Genomic DNA, 20,904 nt, shown 5'->3' on the forward strand with positions numbered 1-20,904 from the left:
ACGGGCAGTGATCGTAGTGAAGTCACACCACCAGATGTCCCCTCGGTGCGACGAGCGGTGCCGCACCGGCGCATGGCAGGGTTCGGGGTGTGGCCACTCTGCTGATCGTTCATCACACACCGTCGCCCAACTGCCAGGCGATGTTCGAAGCCGTCGTCTCGGGCGCGACGGCGCCGGAGATCGAGAACGTCCGGATCGTGCGGCGGCCGGCGCTGTCCGCCACGGTGTCCGACGTGCTCGCCGCCGACGGGTACGTGCTCGGTACCCCCGCGAATCTCGGCTACATGTCCGGCGCTCTCAAGCACTTCTTCGACCAGGTCTACTACCCGTGTCTGGATGCCGCGCGCGGTCGGCCCTTCGGTTACTACGTGCACGGCGGCAGTGACGTCACCGGGGCGGTGCGGGGAATCGAGTCGATCACCACAGGTCTCGGCTGGCGACGTCAGGCCCAGGCCGTCGTCGTGACAGGAGAACCGAGCAGGGCCGACGTCGAAGCGTGCTGGGAACTGGGAGCGACGGTCGCGGCCCAGCTGATGCGCTGACGCGGCTCATTCCTCGCCCGAACCCGGCGCCCCTCGACGGTGCCGGTACGGCGCGACATGGTGGTCCGGGAGCGACCGTGCCGGGGCGCGTACCAACCCACCCGGCGTCCACGGGCCCGGCCGAGGCCGTTTCCCATGGCGCCCCGACGGCCAAGTGGGCGCGCACATCACCGCGGTGACCGGCCTGGGCGGAGAAACGAGCCCCGCGCCGCTCAGAGCCCGGTGACCTTGGCGCTCGCCGACAGTTCGTAGACCAGGGTGAGTGTGCGGCGGCTGTCGGGCGGGAGAACGACGTCCCAGCGGGCGATGCCCTCGGCGTCGACCACGTCGGGCGCCGGGGAGCACGCGTCCTTGCGCAGGCGTACCTCGACCGCCGAGACCTCGGAGACCGGGATCCGCTCCCGAACGACGACGAGCCGCTCGCCGTGTTCTCCGGGGGCGGAGAAACGGGACAGGTGCAGCCGGACCGTGCGGGTGACCACGGTCCGCTGGGTGAGGCCGGCGGATTCGCGGGACTCCTCGGCATGCCGGGCCACCCGGTAGTCGTCGCGGCTGCCGAAAGCCAGTTCCACGGGGGCGCCGAGGGCGGTGAAGTCCAGTGTGCCGCGGCCGCTGAATCCGCCGCCGCGGACGAGATCCACGGGCCCGGCGAGCAGCGCGTGGCCGGACAGGTTGTCGAACCGCACCACCTGGGTGACCAGCGGCGACACCTCGGGTGAGCAGGCGTACTCGCTGCTCGCGGCGGTGGTGAACACGGAGAGCGGCACCCGGTGGGCGCGACCGTCTCCCGGCACGGAGACCGGCGCGGGGGATCTCAGCACCCGCGCTTCGCCGCCGTCGTCCACCCCGGGCAGGCCGAGCACCGGGGCAGGGCCGAGGTCCCCGATCTCCTCCTCGCGCAGTTCGACGTCGACCGTGCGGCGCTCCGCCGCGGAGCGGTCCCTGAGTGTCAGCCGGTCCTCGCCCAGCTGTGGCGGATCGGTGGCCAGCGCCGAGCGGGCCGTCGACAGAGTCAGCCGTACGTCCGACCAGTCCTCACCGGTGCGCTGCCAGACCATCGCATCGGTCTCCAGCGTCAGGGAGTCCCCGTCGAGCACGGCACGGTAGGCGGGCCTCCACAGCGCGCACGGGGTGAGGTGGCTCAGGCGCAGCCCGACCGGCCCGGCGACCGCGGCCTCCACGGTCAACTCGACATGGCCGACCAGTTCGGCGGGCTCCTCCTCGGAGAGGCGCATGGCCCGCTGGGTTTCGTCGAGTTCGGCAGCGAGCGCGGCCAGCCGGGCCTCCACGGTACGGAGTCGCTCGCCGTGCGTGTCGCGCTCGTCGTCCACCCGGTCCAGTTCGCGGGCCCAGCGGGGCCGTTCGCTCTCCCCTGAGCCGGCGCCTTCACCGATCTCCCGCAGCAGATCGGCGGCGAGGCGGCCGAGCAGGTCGAGGCGGGCACACAGCCGGTCGCGTCGCTGTCCCAGTGCCAGCCGCTCCTCTTCGAGAGCGTGTACGCGGTGACGCAGGGCGGAGTCGTCGGCGGTGGACGGCAGCGGTCCGCGCGGCGTCCAGCTGCGGACGATCCGTGCGTCGAGCACGGTCGCGGGATGATCGGCGGTGAGCTCGGCATGGAGGGTCCGGTCGACGGCCAGTGCACTGACCGGCCCGAGACGCAGCCGCTGGACCCCGGCCTCCAGGTCGAGCACGGCGGCGCGCTCGATGTGGGCGCGGTCCTCGAGGCAGGTGACGGCGGTGACGGGGAGGGCGATCGGCTTCGGGGCCGTGGACATGGGGTGTGTCAGCTCCTGCGGTTGCCGCCGGCCAGGGCCTTGCCGGTCGGGATGCGGATCTCGTAGCCGCCGTCGAGGGTGACCGTGGCGCCTGCGGACAGGTCCAGTCGCCAGACGCGGGTGCCCGGCACGTGGCGATCGGGCCCCGTGTCTTCCTCGGGTGTCGTCCAGTCGGCTCGTTCATCGATCCGGACGTCCGGATCGGAGGTGACCGGCACCCGCTCGCGGACTTCGACGGTGACGGGCCTCACGAGCCGGTTGGCCAGCTCCACGTGGACGCGGTGGTCGAGCACGGTGGTGTTGTTGCGCAGACCGGAGGTCGACTCGTGCAGGTTCGTACGACGCGTGACCCGGATTCCCTCGGCCGGCCCGAGCCCCACCCGGCGGACACCCCCGGGGGCGAGCGTGGGCAGTGCGGCGGTCAGGAGGAAGTCGTCGTCGACGGTGACCTCCACCGGGCCGGCCAGCAGTGCCTGGTCGGTCGCGTTGGAAATCACCAACGTCGCGTACACGGTCTGCTCCACGGACGGCACGCAGAGGTACTCGGTGCGCAGGCCGACCGGGATCTCACCGACGGTGACGGTGTGCCAGGTGCCGTCCGACGGAATGTCGGCGCGGGCGGTGGCATCGAAGCGGTGGTCGAAGGAACCCGCCGACTCGCGGGGCCGCACGGCCTGGCCGGGCAGGGGCAGCGCGGCCACCGCTTCGGCGCGGCGGCGGTACTCGGCCGCCACCGGGTCGAAGGGGGAGTCGGGAAACAGCCGGCCTCTGCGACCGCTCTGCTCGTCGGGGCCGCACAGGACGAGGGCGGCGTAGTCGAGCTCGGCGTCACTCGGCTGCGGCGGCCCGGCTACCGGTGCCGGAACAGGTGGCGGTGCGGCCCGGCCGGGAGCCGCGGGCGCCGTGAGGGCCGGGGCACCCGGAACGGAACTGCCGCCGGTCCGCGGCCTGGCGGCCGGTCGCGAGGGGCCCGGCTGCGCGAAGGCGGCCATCTCGCCGCCGAACGACGCCGGGGAGGGGGCGTACGCGCCGCCGGACACCGCGACCGCGCCCTGCGGACCGCTGTAGCCCTGCGGACCGCCGTAGCCCTGCGACGCCGGCGGCGGGGGAGGCGGTGGTGGGGGAACGGGACCGGGCGCGGAGCCGCCCGCGGCACGCACGGATGTGGTGCCGACCATGGCAGCCCCGGGTGCGGCGATGGAGGCAGGGCGGGGGCCGGCTGCCTCGTACCCGGTGAACAGGCCGGCGAGCCCGGCCGGAGGCTCGCGCCAGCCAGAGGGCGCGGGGGCGGGCTGACGGCGTCCGACGCGGATCGAGCGGAGCCTCGGCAGGTCGGTGCGGCGCCGGAGATCGGCGGTGGCCAGGGCGATGCGCACGTCGGTCCAGTCCTCGCCGGTGCGCTGGGCGACCGAGGCACGCAGCACCAGACGGCCCGTGCCGTCGCCCTGACGGTGCGTGAGACGGTAGGCCGGTGCCCAGACGGCGCCCGGCACCCCGTACTCCAGTTCCAGCTCCACGTCCGCGTCGTCGGCGCCGTCGAGGGTCAGGACCGCACAGACCGTGGTCTCCACATGCGCTGACGGTGCGTCGGTGGAGGCGCGGGCGAGTCGGTCCGCGGCGACGGTGAGTTCGTGCTCGACGCTGTGCAGCGCCTCCTCCAGCTCGACGAGGCGGATGTGCAGTCCCGTCAGCCGCTCGTCGACGAAGTCGGCGAGCTCCAGCCACGCGTCGACCGGAGTGGTGCGGTGCGGGTCATCGCGCCTGCGGGCAGGTGGGACCGGGCGGAGAGCACCGACCTCCTCGATCAGGCTCAGCTGCCGGCCCCGGCGTCCCCGCGCCGCCGCGTACTCGTCGCCCAGGCGATCGACCTCGCGCCGCAACTCGTTGGGCGTGCCCGTGCCGAGTGGCTCGGCCTCGACGTCCACCCGAGCCTCCGTGACACGCGCCCCGGAGGTGCCCAGGACCCGGGCCCGCAGCGAGCCCGGGTCCAGCGAGCGGGGCAGTCCCGTCACCCGTACCCGGCCGTCGGCCGGCACGATGCCACGGGCCAGGCGGCGGCAGACCGCGCCCTGGGCGTACACCACGACCGAATCGAGGGTCGAACCCCACCGCTGCGCCGACTCAGCCGTCATGTGCTCCGCCCCCACCGTGTCCATGCTGAGCGAAGCCTACGCCCGCGCGGTCCGCGCGGGCGCGTCGGCTCAGGAGGACGACGCCCGGGTCGCGGCCTCGGCGGCCGTGTGGCTTCCCGGACGGTCAGGCCGGTGAGGATCCTCCGGTGACGGCGATGGGGTGGACGGTGCCGTCGCGCAGGACTCTGACGCGGGCACGACGGCTCGCCTCGTAGGCATGGTGGTGGGCCTGCGGGAAATGCGTGCTTCCGAGGTCGCCGCCGGGCAGGAAGCGGACGAGCCACGCGACCGACTCGGCGCCCTCGGCGGCGGCCGCGGCCACCGTCAGAAGCTTCTCGTAGTCCCTGCGGAGGGTGCCGAAGCCGGCGCTCGGGGTGCTCTGGAAGTACCGGAAGACAGCCTGGGCCCGCGACGAGGGTATGGCATTCGGGATCTCGTAGGGTTCGAGGTGCTCGCCGCCCCTCAGCCGGTACAGACAGCCATCCACCTCGTCCTCGGGGGAGAAGGCGTACAGCCAGTCCCGTGCCTTCACACCGTCGGGGCCCTGCAACCCCGCCCTGGCCCGCAAGTGCTCCACGATCCCCGAGACGCCGTACGGCACCAGTACGGAGACCAGGCGGTGCGGGGTGGAGACGGATTCGTCCATCTCCTCCTGGACGTTCCAGCGGTCCAGGAGGACCACTTCGCCGTTCACGATCGCCGTACGGATCACGTCCAGGACCACCGGCACCCCCCACGCGGCCAGCGTCGCCGAGGCGGCCACCCGCAGACTCGCGTCGGGGTGGCGGACGAACCTGTCGAGTTCCTCGGGGTCTCCGGGACTCTCGTCCAGGCATTCGAGCGCCAGACAGCGTGCCTGGATCGTCACCGTGTTGTCCCGGACGAGGACGAGCAGTTCGTCCCGCGGGACGCGGCCGTGGCCCTCGGCGATGTGGTCCCGGACGGCCGTGAGCAGCGCGGTGCCACTGCCCATGGACCGGAACCGGTCCAGCAGCGTCCTCACCCCGGCCTCACCCGCCGCGTCGAGATACGCGCCGGCCACGTCCTCGTCGTCGAGGGCCTGTTGGAGCAGGCCGAGCAGCCGTTCGGCCGTGCCGGGCTCCCGATTGTTCTTCAGCGCGTCCCGTACAGCGGCCGCGACGACCTCGAACCATTGGAGGCGCACACGCCTCTCCAGTGCCTCCAGGAAGACATCGGCGGGAGCACCCGCCTGGCCCAGAGCCCGTACGACCAGGGCGATACCCTTGGCCGCCGACCAGGTACCGCGTCTGGACCCGTCGCCCACGTGCTCCAGCCGCCGCTCCAGCTCCGCGCGCAGCGCCGGGACCGCGGCCTCCACGCGCAACGTGCCCAGCGCGGTGATCAGAGCCTCCCGCAGGTAGTAGACGGAGTCGACACCGCCCAGTGAGAACGCGCCCAGCAGCCGCTCACCCACCCGCCGTCCTCCGTGCGCCCCCAGAGCCTGGATCAGCGCGAGCCGGGCCTCGCCGTCGCGCTGGTCGTCGCAGATGTACGCGATGACCTCGTCCAACTGCTCGTCGGACCGTGCCACCCCGACGAGTGCCTCGGCCGCCCGGCGCTTCTCGTCCAGGTGCAGGGAACTGCCCAACAGATCCCAGACCGTGGCCACGATCTCTCGCCGCAGCGCCACGTCGGCCACCCTGGGGCTCCCCGTCAGACAGCGCGCCGCCAGCAACAGGTCGGTGTGGAAGAGGTCGTCGTCGGGCAGGACGAGGAGCCCGGAGCCGTCCGTGCGCGGCCGGTCCGGCTCCAGTTGCAGCAGCCCCGACAGCAGCGGAGACGTGTCGGGCAGCGCCCCCGCCAGCAGCAGGATGACCTCCTCCCACCACGGGTCGTACCGGGCCGTCACCGCCTGCCGGATCCCGTCGGCACCCCGCTCCAGCAGGGCGGCAGCGGTGAAGTGCTCCTGCAGGGTGAGGTGCAGGAAGCCGTACCAGCCGTGCGCCTGTGGTTTGAGCAGGCCGTACTGCGCGGCGATCTCGTCGAGAATGGCGCGGCTTTCCTCGGGGGCTATGTCGATCGTCGGCAGGAAGCGGGCGATCTGGTCGAGGAGGTCGTCCTCGGGGAAGTAGCGCAGGCCCCGCTGGTGGTAGTGACGGGCGATCTCCTTCAACAGGTCCTGTTTGCGGTCGGTGGTGAAACGGCTGTAGCGCGAGATCTTGCGGTGGGCGTCCCACTCGCGGAGCAGGACCTCCACGCACCGTTGGTACAACGCCGCCCGCCGCTCCGGGAGTTCGAGGTCCCGCTCGTAGACGATCGCGATCAGGCTGAGCAGCAGCGGGTTGGCGGCCAGGGTCTGCAGTCGGCCGTTCGCCGAGAGGGCCCTGGTCAGGCCGCCGCGGCGACGATCGCCGGGGCCGAACCAGTTGGCGACGAACGTCTCGATCTGCGGCCATTCGAAATCCAGCGCCTCCAGCACCTGAAACTGCGGCAGCCCGCCCCGCCAGCCCTGCCGACGGCAGGTCGTGGCGATCGGCGCCCTGGGGAACCGTGTCGCCAGCCGCGTCAGTTCGGTGGTGACGCGGTGGTAGGCGCTCTCAGCCTCCCGGGCACTCTCCCCGCCCAGCACCTCGTCCAGGCCGTCCAGCAGCAACGCCGCACTACCGTCGGTGAGTTTCTCCACGATGTAGTCGCGGGCGTCCTCGAAGCCGTACTGGTCCGCCCAGTATTCGGCGAGGTGGTCGAGCAACGACGCGTGACCACTTTCGACGAACCGGAACAGCTCGACGTACGCCGGGAGGACGGGCAGCGACTCGTGCTCCGACTGGGTCGCCATGCGGAGAGCCAAGTGCCGCAGCATCGTCGTCTTTCCGGCGCCCGGGTCGCCGACGACCACGATGCGCCGGTAGCGCTGGAGGGCGTCGACGGGCGCGTATGTATGAACGGCGGCCTGGGTGTCCGCCGCGGCCCTGGCCTCGGCGCGCTCCGCCTCCGTACGCCAGGTCCGGCGCTCGGAGTCCGTACGGCGGGCCTGCCGTTCCACCTCGTCGGCGGACAGGAACCGCAACGGCTGCTGCTCCTGCACCCCCACCTGCACATACAGCTGCTCCAACCGCAGCGGCCGCGACATGTCCAGGATCCGCATGGTCGACAACTCCTGCACCAGCCGCGCACAGTACGCCGCCGCCTCCGCCTCCAGGGTGGAGCGCCGGGCGGCCACCCGCTGGGCGGCCCGCTCCCGCTCCTGCTCCTCCTCCCGGGCGGCACGCCGACGCTCACGCTCCGTCTGCTGCCGCTCGTGCTCCCACTCCTGCTCCTTCAGCCGCATCTGTGCGGCGGCTTCGAGCTGGATCCGCTGCCGCTCCAGGCTCCGGACGCGCTGCGACTGCCACAGAGCCACCGCGGCCGCGATCATCGCGGCGAGAAGTCCACCGAGTGCCGTGACGACGGACGCGCTGTCCAGCGCGAGGTGTTCACCCGACAGCGACACAGGCCCCCCGCCCCTCGGTACGACTCCTGTCGATTCTGACCAGCGGGGGCAGCCGGTGAAACCCCTTCGTCCTTACGTCACTTGTCACGTCCCTTGCGCACATCACTTGTCGGTCCGTTCCGCCGCGGGTTCCGCTTCCGCCCGATTTCTCGTCGGAGCGTGAAACGACTCTTCTTCGGGTAGCACTTCCAGCGCGCGTGCCCGGTGACGTCGGCCGTTGGTGCGCGCGGTTTCGACGACCGGCGCGCGTACTCAGCCGCACGTTCCGGCCTCGATCCGTGAGGGGGAGCAATGGGGGCTGCGCACTCATCAGCCGTGCGGCGGGGCGCCGTTCTTCCGGTGGTCGCGGCGCGCCGGGCGCTGTGGACGTTCGTCCTCGTCAACCTGGTGATCGTCGAGGTTCTCTTCGTCACCGCCGGGACCGGCAAGAACAGCGTGCTCACGGTCGCCAAGTTCTTCGGGCTGCACGCCGCCGTGCTGCTGCTGTCGCAACTGCTGTTGGTGGCCCGGCTGCCGTGGCTGGACCGCCGTATCGGCATGGACCGGCTGACGGTGTGGCACCGGTGGGTCGGTTTCACCCTGCTGTGGACGATCCTCACCCACGCCGTGCTGGTGGTGCTCGGGTACGCGAACCTCGACGACACGTCGATGGTGAAGACATTTTTCGCGCTGGCGGGCGTGCCGGCCTCTCTGCTTGGCATGTGGGCCGCGGCGTTCGTCGTCGTGGTCGCCGCGGTCTCCGTCCGTCAGGTGCGGCGGCGGTTGCGGTACGAGACCTGGCACGGTCTGCACCTGCTGCTGTACCTGGCGTTGGGGCTGGCGTTCGTGCACCAGCTGTTGGAGACCACGACGTTCACCTCGTCCGCGGCGGCCAGGATCTACTGGTGGGCGCTGTGGCTGTTCGCGTTCGGTGCCCTGGTGACGGGGCGCGTCGTCGTGCCGGTGTGGCGGAACCTCTATCACCGGTTCCGGGTCGTGGCGGTGGTGCCGGAGTCGGACGATGTGGTGTCGGTCCACATCAGCGGCCGTCATCTCGACAGACTGCCGGCCCGGGCCGGCCAGTTCTGCATCTGGCGGTTCCCCGGTCACAACCACTGGTGGCTGGCGAATCCGTTCTCGCTGTCGGCGGCACCCGACGGCCATGCGCTGCGCCTGACCGCCAAGGCGGTCGGCAGCACCAGCGCCGGCCTGCGGCATCTCCCGGTCGGGGCCCGCGTGTTCGTCGAGGGGCCGTACGGGGCGTTCACGTCGCTGCACCGCACCCGGCCCGGCGCCCTGCTGATCGCCGGCGGGGTGGGAATCACGCCCGTCCGAGCTCTGCTGGAGGAGGAACCGGCCGGCGACGTCGTCGTGCTCTACCGGGTGCGCAGCGAGAGGGACGCCGTGCTCGTCGACGAGGTACGCGCACTGGTCGCGGCGCGCGGCGGGCGGCTGTACCTGCTCACCGGCCGCAGAGGGGAGGGGAGGCCGCCGTTCGAGCCGGAGAGTCTGCGTGCCCTGGTCCCCGACATCACCGAACGCGACGTGTACGTCTGCGGCCCGCCCGCGATGACGGCGGCCGTGCTCAGTGGCCTGCGGGGCCTGAGGGTTCCCCACGGGCAAGTACACGCGGAGCGGTTCGGCCTGGCCTGAGAGGGGGAGCCGGTGCCGCCGTCAGGAGTTCTACGATGCCCCCATGTTGATACGGGGATTCGGGAGACGGACGGGGCGGCGCGCGTTACGGACAGGTCTGGCCCTGGGCTCAGGAATGGTGCTGGCGGTGGCTCTGACCGCTTGCCAACAGGGCGAGAAGGTCGCCGAGAAGGTCACGAAGGCCACGGGTGCGTATCCGGACCGGGTCGAGCGGCCTTCCCCGGGGTTCGAGGTCGCGCTGCCCGCGGTCCCGCTCGTCGCCGACGAACGACTTCGGGTGCTCGATGCCGCGCATCGCGTGTGGGCCGAGCCGTTGGAGGCGCCTCGCAAGACGTCCGCCTACTGGTCGTACGAGCGCGACGAGACCCTGCTGAAGGTGGTGCTGGCCGAACGCCCCGAACGCGCCCCGCTCGCTGTCTCCCTGTGGGCCGACGGTGCGCTGACCGCGGTGGACACGCGGACCGGCGCGGTGGCCTGGCGCGCGCAGAGTGGTTATCCCGCAGGCGGCCGGTGGTCGGCGCTCGGCCGGTATCTGCACGACGAGGGCGGCAGTGACGCGGACCCCAGACTGCGGGTGGCACCGGGGGACGGCCGCCCGGTGGTGCTGGTCGACGTTCAGGACGGCCTGATCGCCTTCGACGCCGCCGACGGCGGCGAACTGTGGAAGAAGAGCTGGAAGTGCGACGAGCCCGGGGACACGACCAGCTCATGGGTGGCCACCCATGCCGTCGTCGTGCAGGGCAGCTGTGAGAAGCGTGTCCGCCTGCTCGATCCGCGGACCGGCAGGCAGACCGCGGACCTGAACCCGAAGATCCCCGCCGCATGGCCGCCGGTCGGTGAGGACGGCGTCGAGGCGCCTTCCCTCCGTGAGTACGCCTGCCTGCGGAACGTCTGCGACCAGCTGATCTTCCAGCTGTATGGCAGTTCGGGAGGGGTGGAGCCGCTGTACTGGTGGATCGACGGCGACGGCAGGCCGGTTCCGCTGGAGGAGGGGAAGGCCGCCCCGGAGACAGGGAACCAGCCTTTCCAGGTGGCCCTCAACGATGGGGGATTCACCCTGTCCGCCACCGACGTGGCCGCCCGCACGGCTGCCTGGCAGGTGAAGACACCACTCAACGTGGCGGGACTACGTTCCTTCAACGACGTGGCCGTCACCTCCGACATGGTCTGGGCGGGATCGACGGACTGGAAGGACAACGGTCCCGCGCTGTTGGCGTACGACCTGAAGAGCGGCAAGGAGGTCGCCTGCAGGAAACCTCCGGGAACGGCGATCACCCACATGGCGACGGCCGGTGACTACATCGTGGTGAACGGCGTCGCCCTCGATCCGGGCATGACCGCGGAGCCCGAGACCGACGTGGACGACCCCCCGTTCCTCATGATGAATCCCCAACGGAAGAGCACGTGCTGAACGCCGACGGCGACCACGGTGCGCCGTGGTCCCGCAGGAGCCCCCGGACGCCCGTCCGGCCCGCCGACCGGACACGGGTGCGCCCGGACAACGGGCCAGAAGCGCTCACCACGCTCACGGTCGGCGCCCTGGACGGGGCGAGCCTGATGGCCCGCGCCGAGCAGGACGTACGCCCGCCGAGGACCGTGGTCCGTGGACTCGGCTCCCTCCTCGACGGGGCCGTGCGCCCGGGCCGACGGGGAAATACCCGTGCTGGTCGGTCACTTCGGGGCGGCCGGGCAGCACGAGGTGCACGCGTCCCGGTGCGATGCGCTCCAGGCGCGCACCGAGACGGCTGCCTGGGCACGAAGCAGGTCGTCAACGACCGCCCCCTGCCCGCCCGGTGACGACCGTCTCCTGCGCGCGCGGTGACAACCGCCTCCTGCCCGCGTAGTACTGTCGCGGCGTGAACACCTACTGGCACGTCGTTCTTCCGCCGCTCGGCGCCTGACCGGGCGCAGACACTGACGGTGTGATTCCCGGCCCCATCCGACCCACAGGGCGGTCAGGGGCTTTTGTCGTGCGCTCGTTTCGGATCGGTCCCCAGACGCATTCGACGACGGAAGTTCACGACTGTGCCGAACCGCACGACCTCTCTGACTCCCGCGCGCCCGGCCGCCACAGGCCCGCGCCCCTCTCGCACCGCTCTCCTCGGCGGCCCTGCCCCCATCCTCGTCGCCACCGCGCTGTGGGGCACGACCGGGGCTGTGAGCTCTCTGGCACCCGCGGGTGCCCCGGCGGCGGCCATCGGCTGCGCCGGGCTCACCCTCGGCGGCATCCTGCTGTTCCTCACCTCCCGGGGCGCCCGCTCGCTGCCCGCCGCCTGCACGCGCTCCGAGCGGTGGCTGCTGCTCCTCGGCGCTCTGGCCGTGGCCGGCTATCCGGTCACCTTCTACCCGGCGGTGGCCCGGACCGGTGTGGCCGTCGCCACCGTGATCGCGCTGGGCAGCGCGCCGGTCTTCGCCGGACTGTTGTCCTGGATCACCGGGCAGGCCCGACCCACCGCACGCCGGACCGCCGCCACCGCGGTCGCCGTGCTGGGCTGTTCACTGCTGGTGCTGGGCCCCGAGTTCACCGGCCACGTCGGGACGATTGACCTGGTAGGCGTCGCACTCGCCGCGTGCGGTGGGCTGTCGTACGCCGTCTACTCGCTGATCGGCGGCAGGCTCATCACGCGCGGGCACCCGTCCGACGCGGTGATGGGAGTGCTGTTCGGCGCGGCCGGGCTGCTCGTCCTGCCGCTCGTGGCGTTCGTCGACACGCACTGGCTCGCCACCACGCGCGGGGCGGCGGTGGCGGCGTACCTAGCTCTGTTCACCGTCCACCTCGCCTATCGGCTCTTCGGGCATGGACTGCGCCGCACTCCGGCATCGACGGCCACCTTGCTGACTCTCGGAGAGCCCGCGGTGGCGGCGGTCCTGGGCGTGACCGTCCTCGGCGAACGACTGCCGGCCGCATCCTGGTGCGGGCTGGCCGTCCTCGCGCTCGGTCTGGTCCTCCTGGCCGTGCCGGTCGGCGCGGCCCGCCGGGCCCGCTAGCCGCCGGGCGCGCTTCAGGTCCGGTCCCCGGATGATCGAGGGACCGGACCGGACCGGACCTGACCCCTGACCACGGGATCGCCGTCGGCGTGGTCCCGCATCAACCCGGGGTCCTGGTGGTGGACGTCCTGCTCAGCGCCACGGCCGTGACCTCGGCCGACGACAGCATCGGCTGTGTGGGCTGCGTGGGCGCCGCACGCGGCGCGCGCTGTCGCCGGCCGACGGCATGTACGGGTTTGTCCCGGTCGCCTCCTCCTCGGCGCCTGTCCCGTCCGCACGGCTGGCTTCCTCGGCCGCACAGTGATCGCCGCCGCCCAGCGGGGCGCGCGGCCTGATGGCGGCGGCGATCGGTACTCCGTAGTTCCCTTCCTCCATCTGCTGGTGCGGCGTCGGCGGCAGCCCGCGCGGCTGCCGTCGGCCCCGTCGGCGCGGTCCGTCCCGCCCGCCTTTAATCGATCGCATGAGCGGATCTTGCCGGGCACAATCGGCGCATGCCGACCGCCGCGGAGCATCTGATCTCCGCCCTCGAACCGCTGTCGTTCCCCGCACGCCTGACCCTGACGGCGCGGACCGCCCGCGGGCTCGCGGACGAGGGGACGCTCGCCCCGTTCCTGACCGAGCTGGACGGGCGAGGGCCGTACGAGCGGCGGCTCGCGGCGTTGGCGGCCCTCGTCGGACGGGACGCGGGGTTCCTCGCGGAGCGGCTGGCCGACCCTGACCCGGTCGTCGCCGGGTATGCGCGACGCGCCGCACGTGACCTGCCCGTACCGGACCGGGCGGTGGAGGCGGCGTACGACGACGCACCGGCCGTGCTGCGGCAGCGGCTGGCCCGGCTGCTCGCCGCGGGAGGCCGGACGGCACTCGCCGAGCGGCTGGTGGTGCGACTGCGCGCGGAGTGGGGCGACGCCGAGGCCGCGCGGCTGCTGCCGGCCTGCTCCACGCCTTTCGTGTCACGGGAGTTGCCCGGGCTTGCGCACGCCGTCGACGGCTGGACGCGGCTCGCGCGCCGACACCCCGACCCGGTGCTGGACCACGCCGAGAGGACGCTGGCCGACCGGGCCGGGGGACAGCAGCGGGACCACTGGTGGCGCCTGCACGCCACCACGGTCGCGGCGCTCGCGCCCCTGCGCCCCGAGCGGGTGCTCACGCTGCTGGAGCGGCAAGGCCCCGGCAGTCTGCCGCCCGCGCTGAACGACGGGCTCGGCCCCCTGGTCACCGCCGACGCCGAACGCGTGATCCGCTGGATCACCGCCCCCGTCCGCCGGCAACAACGCCACGAGTCCGTACCGCCGCCCGGAGTGCTGCACCGGCTCGTGCGGGCCGAACCCGCGTCGCTGACCGCGCTGGGCCGACACTGGCTGAACCACAGCGACCACTTCGGCGCCCTGGTGAAGGCCATGGCACCCGGCCGACGCCCCGCGTTCGTGGACGCGGTCGCCGACGGAGCGACACACCGGAACCCGGCGCTGAGCGTTCTCGGTCTGCTGCCCCGAGAGCGCCGCTGGGCGGAAGTCCGGCGCGCGGCGGCCGAGTTCGACGGCACCGACTACTGGTGGGAGGAGCTGGACACCCTCGCCCACGGCCCCATCGACGAGGCACGCCCCCAACTGCTCGCCGCGATCGGACGGTCCGACGCGGACGACCGGGAGACCGCCTGGCCGCTGTTCGTGGCCTGCGCCGCCCGCGACGGCGGCCGGGAAGCGATCACCGAGCTGCTGACCACGGCAGGGCGCCGCCTGCGCAACGATCGGGACCCGGTACGCGCCGCCGCGCTCGGCGCACTGGCCGAAGCGCACCCTGGGCTCTTCGGCTCCGACCACGCACCGCTGCTGGACACGATCGCCGCCGACGCCTTGGAGGCCCGGGACAGTTCGGCCGGCACGATGACGGCACTGCGCACACTCGCCGTACGGCTGCTCGTCGAGCACGCCGCGGACGACGAGCCGGCTCTGCGGCACTGGGCGCTGCGCACCCTGGAGCGCCTCACGAGCCGCGTCGGCGTACCCGACCTCGGCCCGCTCCACCGCGTCCTGCGGCGGGGCCAGGAACACCAGGTGTTCGAGGCCCTGCGCCCCTGGCTCGACGCCGGGGCCGGGCGGGCCGACTTCCGGCTGCTGCTGGGCCTGGCCGCCGCACTGGGACCGCGCGCCCGGCGACTGCCCGAACTCCAGGACCGGCTGGCCACGGCCCTGGAACGCGGCGACGACGACACGTTCCGGGAGGCGGCCGAGCTGTGGCTGGCCGCACCGGCGACCCGAGACGAACGGGTCGCCGCGATCGTCGCGCTCGAACCGTCGTCGGTCGTCCTCCCGCCCGTACGGCGGGTGCTGACCCGGCGGCGCACGGATCTGCTGGACACCCTGCTCGACGAGACCCCGCCGTACGGCCGCTTCCTGGTGGACGGGGCCCGGCGCCCGCTGCCGGACCTCGGTGACAGCGACCGCTGGCTGTTCCGACAGCAGCGGGCGGCGGTCCGGCTGGCCGGTCGGGCGGTCGCGGACGAGTCGCTTCCGCTCGACGAACGGGCCGCCCTGATCCGCGCCGCGGCTCCGGTGCCCGCGTTCGGGCGGGCCCTGGCGCTCGCGCACAAGGACGATACGAACGTGGTCGTCGCCGAGGCGGCGCTCGGCGCGCTGCCCTGGACCGACCGGCCCCACGACACCCTGCCGGCGCTGCTGGAACAGGCGGGCGGCGACCGGGCCAGGGTCGCCGTGTACGCGGCGGCACGCGCCGCACGCTTCACCGCACCGTCCGAACTCGCCCTCGGACTGGGCGCGTTGCTCACCGGGGAGCGGCCCGCGAAGGTGACCTCCCGCAAGGAGGCCGTACGGCTCGCCGCGCGCTTCCTTCCGCCCTGGCAGGCGGTGTCCCTGCTGGCGAGCACCTTCCACGCCCCCGACCGGCACCCGGACGTGCGGGCGGCCGTCGTCCGTGCGCTGCCACCGCTCCTCGGCGAGGCGGAGGCCTGGCCCCTGCTGGAGGACGTCGCACGCGACGACAGCCAGGCCGTACACGAAGCGCTCCGGGCCGTCACTCCCTGGGAGCTGGCCGAGACACACCGCCGCGCGTACGCCGCCGTGGTCGTCGCGGCCTACGACACGTCCCTCGCGCTCACCGAGGGATTCGGGGGCGGCTATGGCCTGTTGCGCGCCATGGAGGTGTGGTGCCGCTACTCACCCGAACTGGCCGTCCGAATCTCCCGGACCGTCCGCGACCTCGGCGACCGTACGCACTGGCGGAGCGCGGAGGGTGTGCTGCGCGATCTGGCCGCCTCCGAGCTGCCGCATCCCGTGGGCGGTGCCGCGCCGGGCAGCGTGTTCCACGGCACGGTGGCCGAGTTGCTGGCCGCGACGCGCACGACGGAGGGCGGCTGTGACGCGCTGGAGGGCCGGGACCTGCCGGCGCTGCAGCGACTGCGGAGTCTGACGTCGTTCGGCTACGTCGAAGGAGTGCGCCCCGAGTTGCTCGAAGCGGTCGCGCGACAGCTGGCGTCGGAACCCCTGCTGGTTGCCGAACGTGCTTACCTGCTGGGCCAGTTGGTCGACCACACCGTGGAGCCGGCCGCGCTGCTCGAACGGCTGCGGGACCTGGCGGACGCGCTGGAAGACACCGGCGTGACCGTCGCGGTCCACGCGTCCGGCCGGTTGCGGACGTCCTCGGCCTCTCGCGCTCATCCGGAGCGCGCCGACGCGCTGCTGACCGCGGCCGACCGGTTCGCCCGCGACGGCGGCACCTCCGCGGGCCTGCTGGCGGTCGGCCTGGTGAAGGGAACGGGCAGCGCGCTCGGCTGGCCCGAGGAGTGGCGGTCGCTGTTGCGCCTGCTGCGCCGGCACGCGAACGCCGACGTACGTCACGAGGCGCACACGACCCTGACGGAGAGCGAATGACCGCCCGGCGCCGGGGAGGAGAGCGCACCTGAGGGACGGGGAATTCATCAGGCATGAACCCGGGCAACTGGCACCTCACCGACGACGTCGACGACTTCCTCGCCCGAGCCGGAGACTTCCTGCGCTCGCGCCCCGTCCCGCACACCGTGCAGTTGACGGTCACCGAGACGCCGCAGACCGACGGGGCGGACGCGTACGGCGCCGAAGCCCCCGTCCTCGGCCGGCTGGAGCGGGCGGGCAAGGTCCGCGCCACCTTCTTCCGCACCCCGCCCCACCGTGTGAACCTCACCTCGCTCACGCCCGAGGAGGCCGACGCCCTCGCCGCCCGTCTGGCCGGCCTCGGCCACCCCCTCCCCGGCGTCGGCGCGGACCACGCCACCGCCACCGCCTTCGCGCGGGCCTGGCAGCGGCACACCGGCGCGACCCCGGCCCTCCGCGAACGGCAACGCCTGTACCGCCTCGGCACACTCACCCCGCCACGGCCGCTCCCGGCGGGCCGGGGCCGCATCGCGGGCGGGCAGGACCGCGAGCAACTGGTCCGCTGGCACCACGAGTTCGCCGCCGCCATCGGAGGCACACCCTCCGCCGGCCGACCCGCGGGCCGCCGCCCGCTTCGCCGACCGGCGCGTCGCCCTCTGGGAGACCCCGGACGGCACTCCCGTCTCCATGGCGGGCATGATCCCGATGACCGCCGGCCAGATCCGGGTGGCCCCCGTCTACACCCCGGCCCACCTACGAGGCCGCGGCTACGCGAGCGCCGCCACGGCCGAGGCGAGCCGTGCCGCGCTCGACGCGGGCGCGACGGAGGTCCTGCTCTTCGCGGACCTGGCCAATCCCACCAGCAACGCCCTCTACCAGCGCATCGGCTACGTCCCGGTCGCCGACTTCACCGTGTACGACTTCTCGGGTCGGTGAGAGCGAGTCCCCGTACTTCAGGCCGCGCCGCGCCGACGGGCCGGGACCAGCCAGGCGGGTACCGCCCACCAGTACCACGACGACCGGCGGCTATCCGACCACGGCTGTCTCGGGAGCGGTCGGTTTGCGGAGCAGGAGCAGGGCGGCGTCGTCGTGGAGCCGGCCTCCCACATGGGTGAGCAGTTCGTTGTGGAGGGCGGTGAGGGTGTGGGCCGGCTCGTCGGACAGGTGGTGTGCCAGCCTCTCGGCGAGCGGGTAGAACTCGCGGTCACGGTCGCGGGCCTCCGTGACGCCGTCGGTGTAGAGCAGCAGCTGATCCTCGTCGGCGAAGGGCAGCGTCTGCAGACCGGGGGTCTCGCCCGTGAGCGCGCGCAGCCCCAGCGGCGGGGCCGGACAGGCGGGCTCCACCGGGACGACCCCGGAGCCGCGCACCAGCAGCGGAGGCGCGTGACCGCAGTTGACCAGTTCCAGAAGGCCCGGCCGAGGGTGTCCCGCGACCACGGCGGTGACGAAGTCGTCGCTGCGGAGGTTGCGCGCCAGACTCCGCTCGATCCGGTCGACGACCGCGAGGAGATCGGGCTCCTCGTACGCCGCCTCGCGGAAGACCCCGACCACCAGAGCGGCTATCCCGACCGCGGGCAGCCCCTTGCCGCGCACATCGCCGACGATCAGCCGAACCCCGTACGGGGTGGGCACGAGGGCGTAGAGATCCCCGCCGATACGGGCCTCGGCTGCGGCGGCGCTGTAGCGGACGGCCACCTGGAACGGGCCGACGGTCGCCGGAACCGGCTGGAGCAGTGCGTGCTGGGCGGCCTCGGCGACCGAACGGACGGCCGCGAGTACCCGCTCGCGCCGCCCGCGCAACGCGCTGGCCAGGCCGCTCGCCAGGGTGACGGCCACCAGCGCGGACAGTACGGAGGCCAGCTCGCGGCCCGGCGCACCGTCCCGGACGCCGAGCATCGTGCCCAGCACCCCGGCGAGAAGGCCGACACAGAGAACCCCGCGCGGCCCGCTGGTGGTGGCGGCCAGCGCGGGCCCGGCGGCGAGCAGCGGCAGCCAGGTCAGCCCGGCTCCGCCGAGGAGGTCGACGACCACGATCGCGGAAACGATCAGCACAGGCAGTACGGGCGTGCCCGAGGCCAACTGCGCGGCCACACGGTTGGGGGCCGGCCTCTCCGGGGCGGACGCTCGCTTCCTGGACGGCCGGATCGGCCCGTGGTCGCCACCAAGCTCTCGGGTCTGACTCATGTATCGCCCGCGATCCTCACGTGTGCGCGGAGCTCGCGCTCCGGAATTGTCCGTTTGGTCCAGGAAAGAGGATTGGCTCCGGCGCCACAAGGACACGGTTTTCAGATAGTGAGTGACAGGCCCCTGGTCACGCGGTTCGCGACCGGGAGCAGCCGCGCCCGGACCTCCTCCAGCCGGGAGAGCCGGTCCGACCGCAGCGAGACGCCGAGCGAGCCGAGCGTGTCCCCGCTGTACACGGGCACCGCGATGCAGACCGTCCCGAGGGCGTACTCCTCCAGGTCCGTGACGGCCGGCGCCTCGGGGGAGGAGTCCAGCCGCCGGAGCAGCTCCGGCGCGTCGGTGATGGTTTTCGGGGTGAGATCGGCCAGCTGGTGCCGGGAGAGATAGTCCCTGCGGGACTCCTCGTCCAGCTCGCGCAGCACCGACTTGCCCAGCGCGGTGGCGTGCCCGGCGTCCTCGAACCCCACCCAGAGATCGACCCGGGGTGCCCGGGGGCTGTCCACGATCTCGGCGACGCGGATCTCACCGTCCTCGTAGAAGGTGAGGTAGGCGGCGCTGGTCAGCTCGTCCCGCAGTGCGGCGAGCGTCGGACGGACCCGGCTGAGCAGCGCCTGGCCCCGCCCGGTGGTGTGCAGCGCCTGCACCTTGTCGCCCAGGACGAACCCGCCGTCGCCCAGCTTCCGCAGGTATCCGTCGTGGACCAGGGTCCGCAGCAGGTGGTAGGCGGTGGCCAGGGGCAGCCCCGTCTCGCGTGCCAGCTGCTTCGCCGGCGCGCCGTTCTCGTGCGCGCTCACCGCCTCCAGCAGGCGGAAGGCCCGCTGCACGGACGTGATGAGTGTGGGGCCGGGATCGTCGTGCGCAGCCATACGACCAGCGTGCGCCGGGCGCCCGGCGCGGGCAAGCTCCGCCGGGCCGGGCGGAGCTTGCCACCCCCGTCACGGGCGGGACGATCAGGGCTCTGATTCATGGTCGCCCGAGTGCCCGAGTGCCCGAGTGCCCGAGTGCCTGGGCGGTCGCGGCGGCAGAAGTGTCACACCCGGGGAACTCGGTACTCCGCACGGGAACAGGAACCAGCCGACCGTCCCGGAGGCGATCATGAGTGACCAGAGCATGGCGGACGACGCCCACCAGCCCACGGGTGGCAACGAGGAGCAGGAGGACGCCTCCCCGCTGGATCTCCAGGACGCCCTCGACGAGCGTACGTACGACGAGATCCTGGACGAGGGCTACTCGCCCCCGGAGAAGCCCCTGGGCGTCACCAGGAGCGGCACCACAGTGGCCGAGCAGCACGAGGGGGAGTCGCTGGACGACAGGCTGCGGCAGGAGGTGCCCGACGTGGAGGTGCCGGCCGGGGACGGTATCGGCGACCTGCCGGGTGGCGAGGGCGAACCCCTCGACCCGGAGGCCGGTTCGGCCCGAGCCGGCCGTCTGGTCGCCCCGGACGAGGGCGCGCGAACGGACACGACCAAGGAACTCGTCGCCGAGGACGAGGGCATCGACGGCGGAGCGGCGGGCGCGGAGGAGGCGGCGATGCACGTCGTCCCCGACGACCGACTGCCCCGGCCGGACGAACGGGAGGACTGACAAGTCCCGGCGGCGCACCCCGGTCATGTCGAATGCGGCGGTTCCCGATCGACGTGAGGGTGTAGGCAGTACGTCCCAGGACTTCAGGAGCACCCATGGTGACCGTGACCGCGGATATGGCCATCTCCCTCGACGGATACGTCGCCGGCACCGACGTCGCCCTCGACAACCCGGGAGGCGACGGCGCCGAGCCGCTCTTCGAGTGGATCCACGGGCTGGCGAGCTGGCGGGAGCGCCAGGGCATGACCGGCGGGGAGGAGAACCGTGACTCCGAGCTGATGCGCGAGTGGTTCGACGCCACCGGCGCCGTGGTCATGGGCCGGATGATGTACGACACCGGCGAGGAGTTCTGGGGCGCCGACCCGCCGTTCCGGACCCCGGTCTTCGTGCTCACCCACCGGCCCCGGCCGACCCTGGTCAAGGAGGGCGGCACCACCTTCACCTTCGTCACCGACGGCATCCACAGCGCTCTCGACCGGGCGAGGGCCGCGGCGGGGGAGCGGAACGTCGACATCGCCGGCGGGGCGAGCACGGTGCGGCAGTACCTCCGGGAGGGGCTCATCGACGAGCTGCACCTGCACGTCGTGCCCGTGCTCCTCGGAGCGGGGCTGCGGCTCTTCGACGACCTGGGCACGGGGCGCCGCGACCTCGAACCGGTCCAGGTGGTCGACACCCCTCTCGCCACCCACCTGAAGTACCGCTTCAGGAGGTGAACACCCCGCCCGTCACCGGTGCGCGACAGCGACGTGA

12 protein-coding genes and 1 pseudogene are annotated in these 20,904 nt (G+C 72.9%); 8 read left to right on the plus strand and 5 right to left on the minus strand.

Going from position 1 to position 20,904, the window contains the following annotated elements; all coding sequences use genetic code 11:
- Window positions 1-89 precede the first annotated feature (89 nt).
- The gene (locus tag OG622_RS42920; protein ID WP_371582264.1) at window positions 90-542 is read left to right on the plus strand and encodes a flavodoxin family protein; all 453 of its coding nucleotides are present in this window, start codon (window positions 90-92) and stop codon (window positions 540-542) included.
- 212 nt (window positions 543-754) lie between these two features.
- Here OG622_RS42920 and OG622_RS42925 read toward each other — a convergent pair whose 3' ends face one another.
- The 3 genes from OG622_RS42925 to OG622_RS42935 form a co-directional block, all read right to left on the minus strand.
- Complete coding sequence (locus tag OG622_RS42925; RefSeq protein ID WP_371582265.1) at window positions 755-2,317, minus strand: DUF4139 domain-containing protein; 1,563 nt, start codon at window positions 2,315-2,317, stop codon at window positions 755-757.
- 8 nt (window positions 2,318-2,325) lie between these two features.
- Window positions 2,326-4,449, minus strand: coding sequence for a DUF4139 domain-containing protein (locus OG622_RS42930; RefSeq protein WP_371584402.1), 2,124 nt, complete (start codon window positions 4,447-4,449; stop codon window positions 2,326-2,328).
- Window positions 4,450-4,573: 124 nt separating this feature from the next.
- The gene (locus OG622_RS42935; RefSeq protein ID WP_371582266.1) at window positions 4,574-7,900 is read right to left on the minus strand and encodes an NACHT domain-containing NTPase; all 3,327 of its coding nucleotides are present in this window, start codon (window positions 7,898-7,900) and stop codon (window positions 4,574-4,576) included.
- Window positions 7,901-8,191: 291 nt separating this feature from the next.
- On the opposite strand from OG622_RS42935, the gene OG622_RS42940 reads away from it, so the two are divergent.
- The 5 genes and pseudogenes from OG622_RS42940 (at window position 8,192) to OG622_RS42960 (ending at window position 17,322) form a co-directional block, all read left to right on the plus strand.
- Complete coding sequence (locus OG622_RS42940; RefSeq protein WP_371582267.1) at window positions 8,192-9,532, plus strand: ferric reductase-like transmembrane domain-containing protein; 1,341 nt, start codon at window positions 8,192-8,194, stop codon at window positions 9,530-9,532.
- Between the two features lie 43 nt (window positions 9,533-9,575).
- Window positions 9,576-10,943, plus strand: coding sequence for a PQQ-binding-like beta-propeller repeat protein (locus OG622_RS42945; RefSeq protein WP_371582269.1), 1,368 nt, complete (start codon window positions 9,576-9,578; stop codon window positions 10,941-10,943).
- A 614-nt stretch (window positions 10,944-11,557) separates the two neighbouring features.
- A complete protein-coding gene (locus OG622_RS42950) occupies window positions 11,558-12,520 on the plus strand; it encodes a DMT family transporter (protein WP_371582270.1) in 963 nt (320 codons plus the stop codon).
- 491 nt (window positions 12,521-13,011) lie between these two features.
- Complete coding sequence (locus OG622_RS42955; protein WP_371582271.1) at window positions 13,012-16,407, plus strand: hypothetical protein; 3,396 nt, start codon at window positions 13,012-13,014, stop codon at window positions 16,405-16,407.
- 53 nt (window positions 16,408-16,460) lie between these two features.
- Window positions 16,461-17,322 (plus strand): annotated as a pseudogene (locus OG622_RS42960) (GNAT family N-acetyltransferase).
- A gap of 90 nt (window positions 17,323-17,412) precedes the next feature.
- Here the strand turns inward: OG622_RS42960 and OG622_RS42965 are convergent.
- Window positions 17,413-18,570 carry a PP2C family protein-serine/threonine phosphatase gene (locus OG622_RS42965; protein ID WP_371582272.1) on the minus strand — a complete coding sequence of 386 codons (1,158 nt, stop codon included), beginning with the start codon at window positions 18,568-18,570 and terminating at the stop codon, window positions 17,413-17,415.
- A 101-nt stretch (window positions 18,571-18,671) separates the two neighbouring features.
- Complete coding sequence (locus OG622_RS42970; protein ID WP_371582273.1) at window positions 18,672-19,436, minus strand: IclR family transcriptional regulator; 765 nt, start codon at window positions 19,434-19,436, stop codon at window positions 18,672-18,674.
- Between the two features lie 229 nt (window positions 19,437-19,665).
- On the opposite strand from OG622_RS42970, the gene OG622_RS42975 reads away from it, so the two are divergent.
- The gene (locus OG622_RS42975) at window positions 19,666-20,154 is read left to right on the plus strand and encodes a DUF5709 domain-containing protein (protein WP_371582274.1); all 489 of its coding nucleotides are present in this window, start codon (window positions 19,666-19,668) and stop codon (window positions 20,152-20,154) included.
- 95 nt (window positions 20,155-20,249) lie between these two features.
- Window positions 20,250-20,867: a dihydrofolate reductase family protein gene (locus OG622_RS42980; protein ID WP_371582276.1), complete on the plus strand. Its 618-nt coding sequence runs from the start codon at window positions 20,250-20,252 to the stop codon at window positions 20,865-20,867.
- Window positions 20,868-20,904: the final 37 nt, after the last annotated feature.

It is taken from the genome of Streptomyces sp. NBC_01314, assembly GCF_041435215.1.
In the GTDB taxonomy this organism is placed as follows: domain Bacteria; phylum Actinomycetota; class Actinomycetes; order Streptomycetales; family Streptomycetaceae; genus Streptomyces.

Bases quoted from the DNA above. Each gene is read 5' to 3' on its own strand.
- OG622_RS42925 (WP_371582265.1), bottom strand. From the start codon at position 2,317: ATGTCCACGGCCCCGAAGCCGATCGCCCTCCCCGTCACCGCCGTCACC.
- OG622_RS42930 (WP_371584402.1), bottom strand. From the start codon at position 4,449: ATGACGGCTGAGTCGGCGCAGCGGTGGGGTTCGACCCTCGATTCGGTC.
- OG622_RS42940 (WP_371582267.1), top strand. From the start codon at position 8,192: ATGGGGGCTGCGCACTCATCAGCCGTGCGGCGGGGCGCCGTTCTTCCG.
- OG622_RS42945 (WP_371582269.1), top strand. From the start codon at position 9,576: ATGTTGATACGGGGATTCGGGAGACGGACGGGGCGGCGCGCGTTACGG.
- OG622_RS42955 (WP_371582271.1), top strand. From the start codon at position 13,012: ATGCCGACCGCCGCGGAGCATCTGATCTCCGCCCTCGAACCGCTGTCG.
- OG622_RS42965 (WP_371582272.1), bottom strand. From the start codon at position 18,570: ATGAGTCAGACCCGAGAGCTTGGTGGCGACCACGGGCCGATCCGGCCG.
- OG622_RS42970 (WP_371582273.1), bottom strand. From the start codon at position 19,436: ATGGCTGCGCACGACGATCCCGGCCCCACACTCATCACGTCCGTGCAG.
- OG622_RS42975 (WP_371582274.1), top strand. From the start codon at position 19,666: ATGAGTGACCAGAGCATGGCGGACGACGCCCACCAGCCCACGGGTGGC.
- OG622_RS42980 (WP_371582276.1), top strand. From the start codon at position 20,250: ATGGTGACCGTGACCGCGGATATGGCCATCTCCCTCGACGGATACGTC.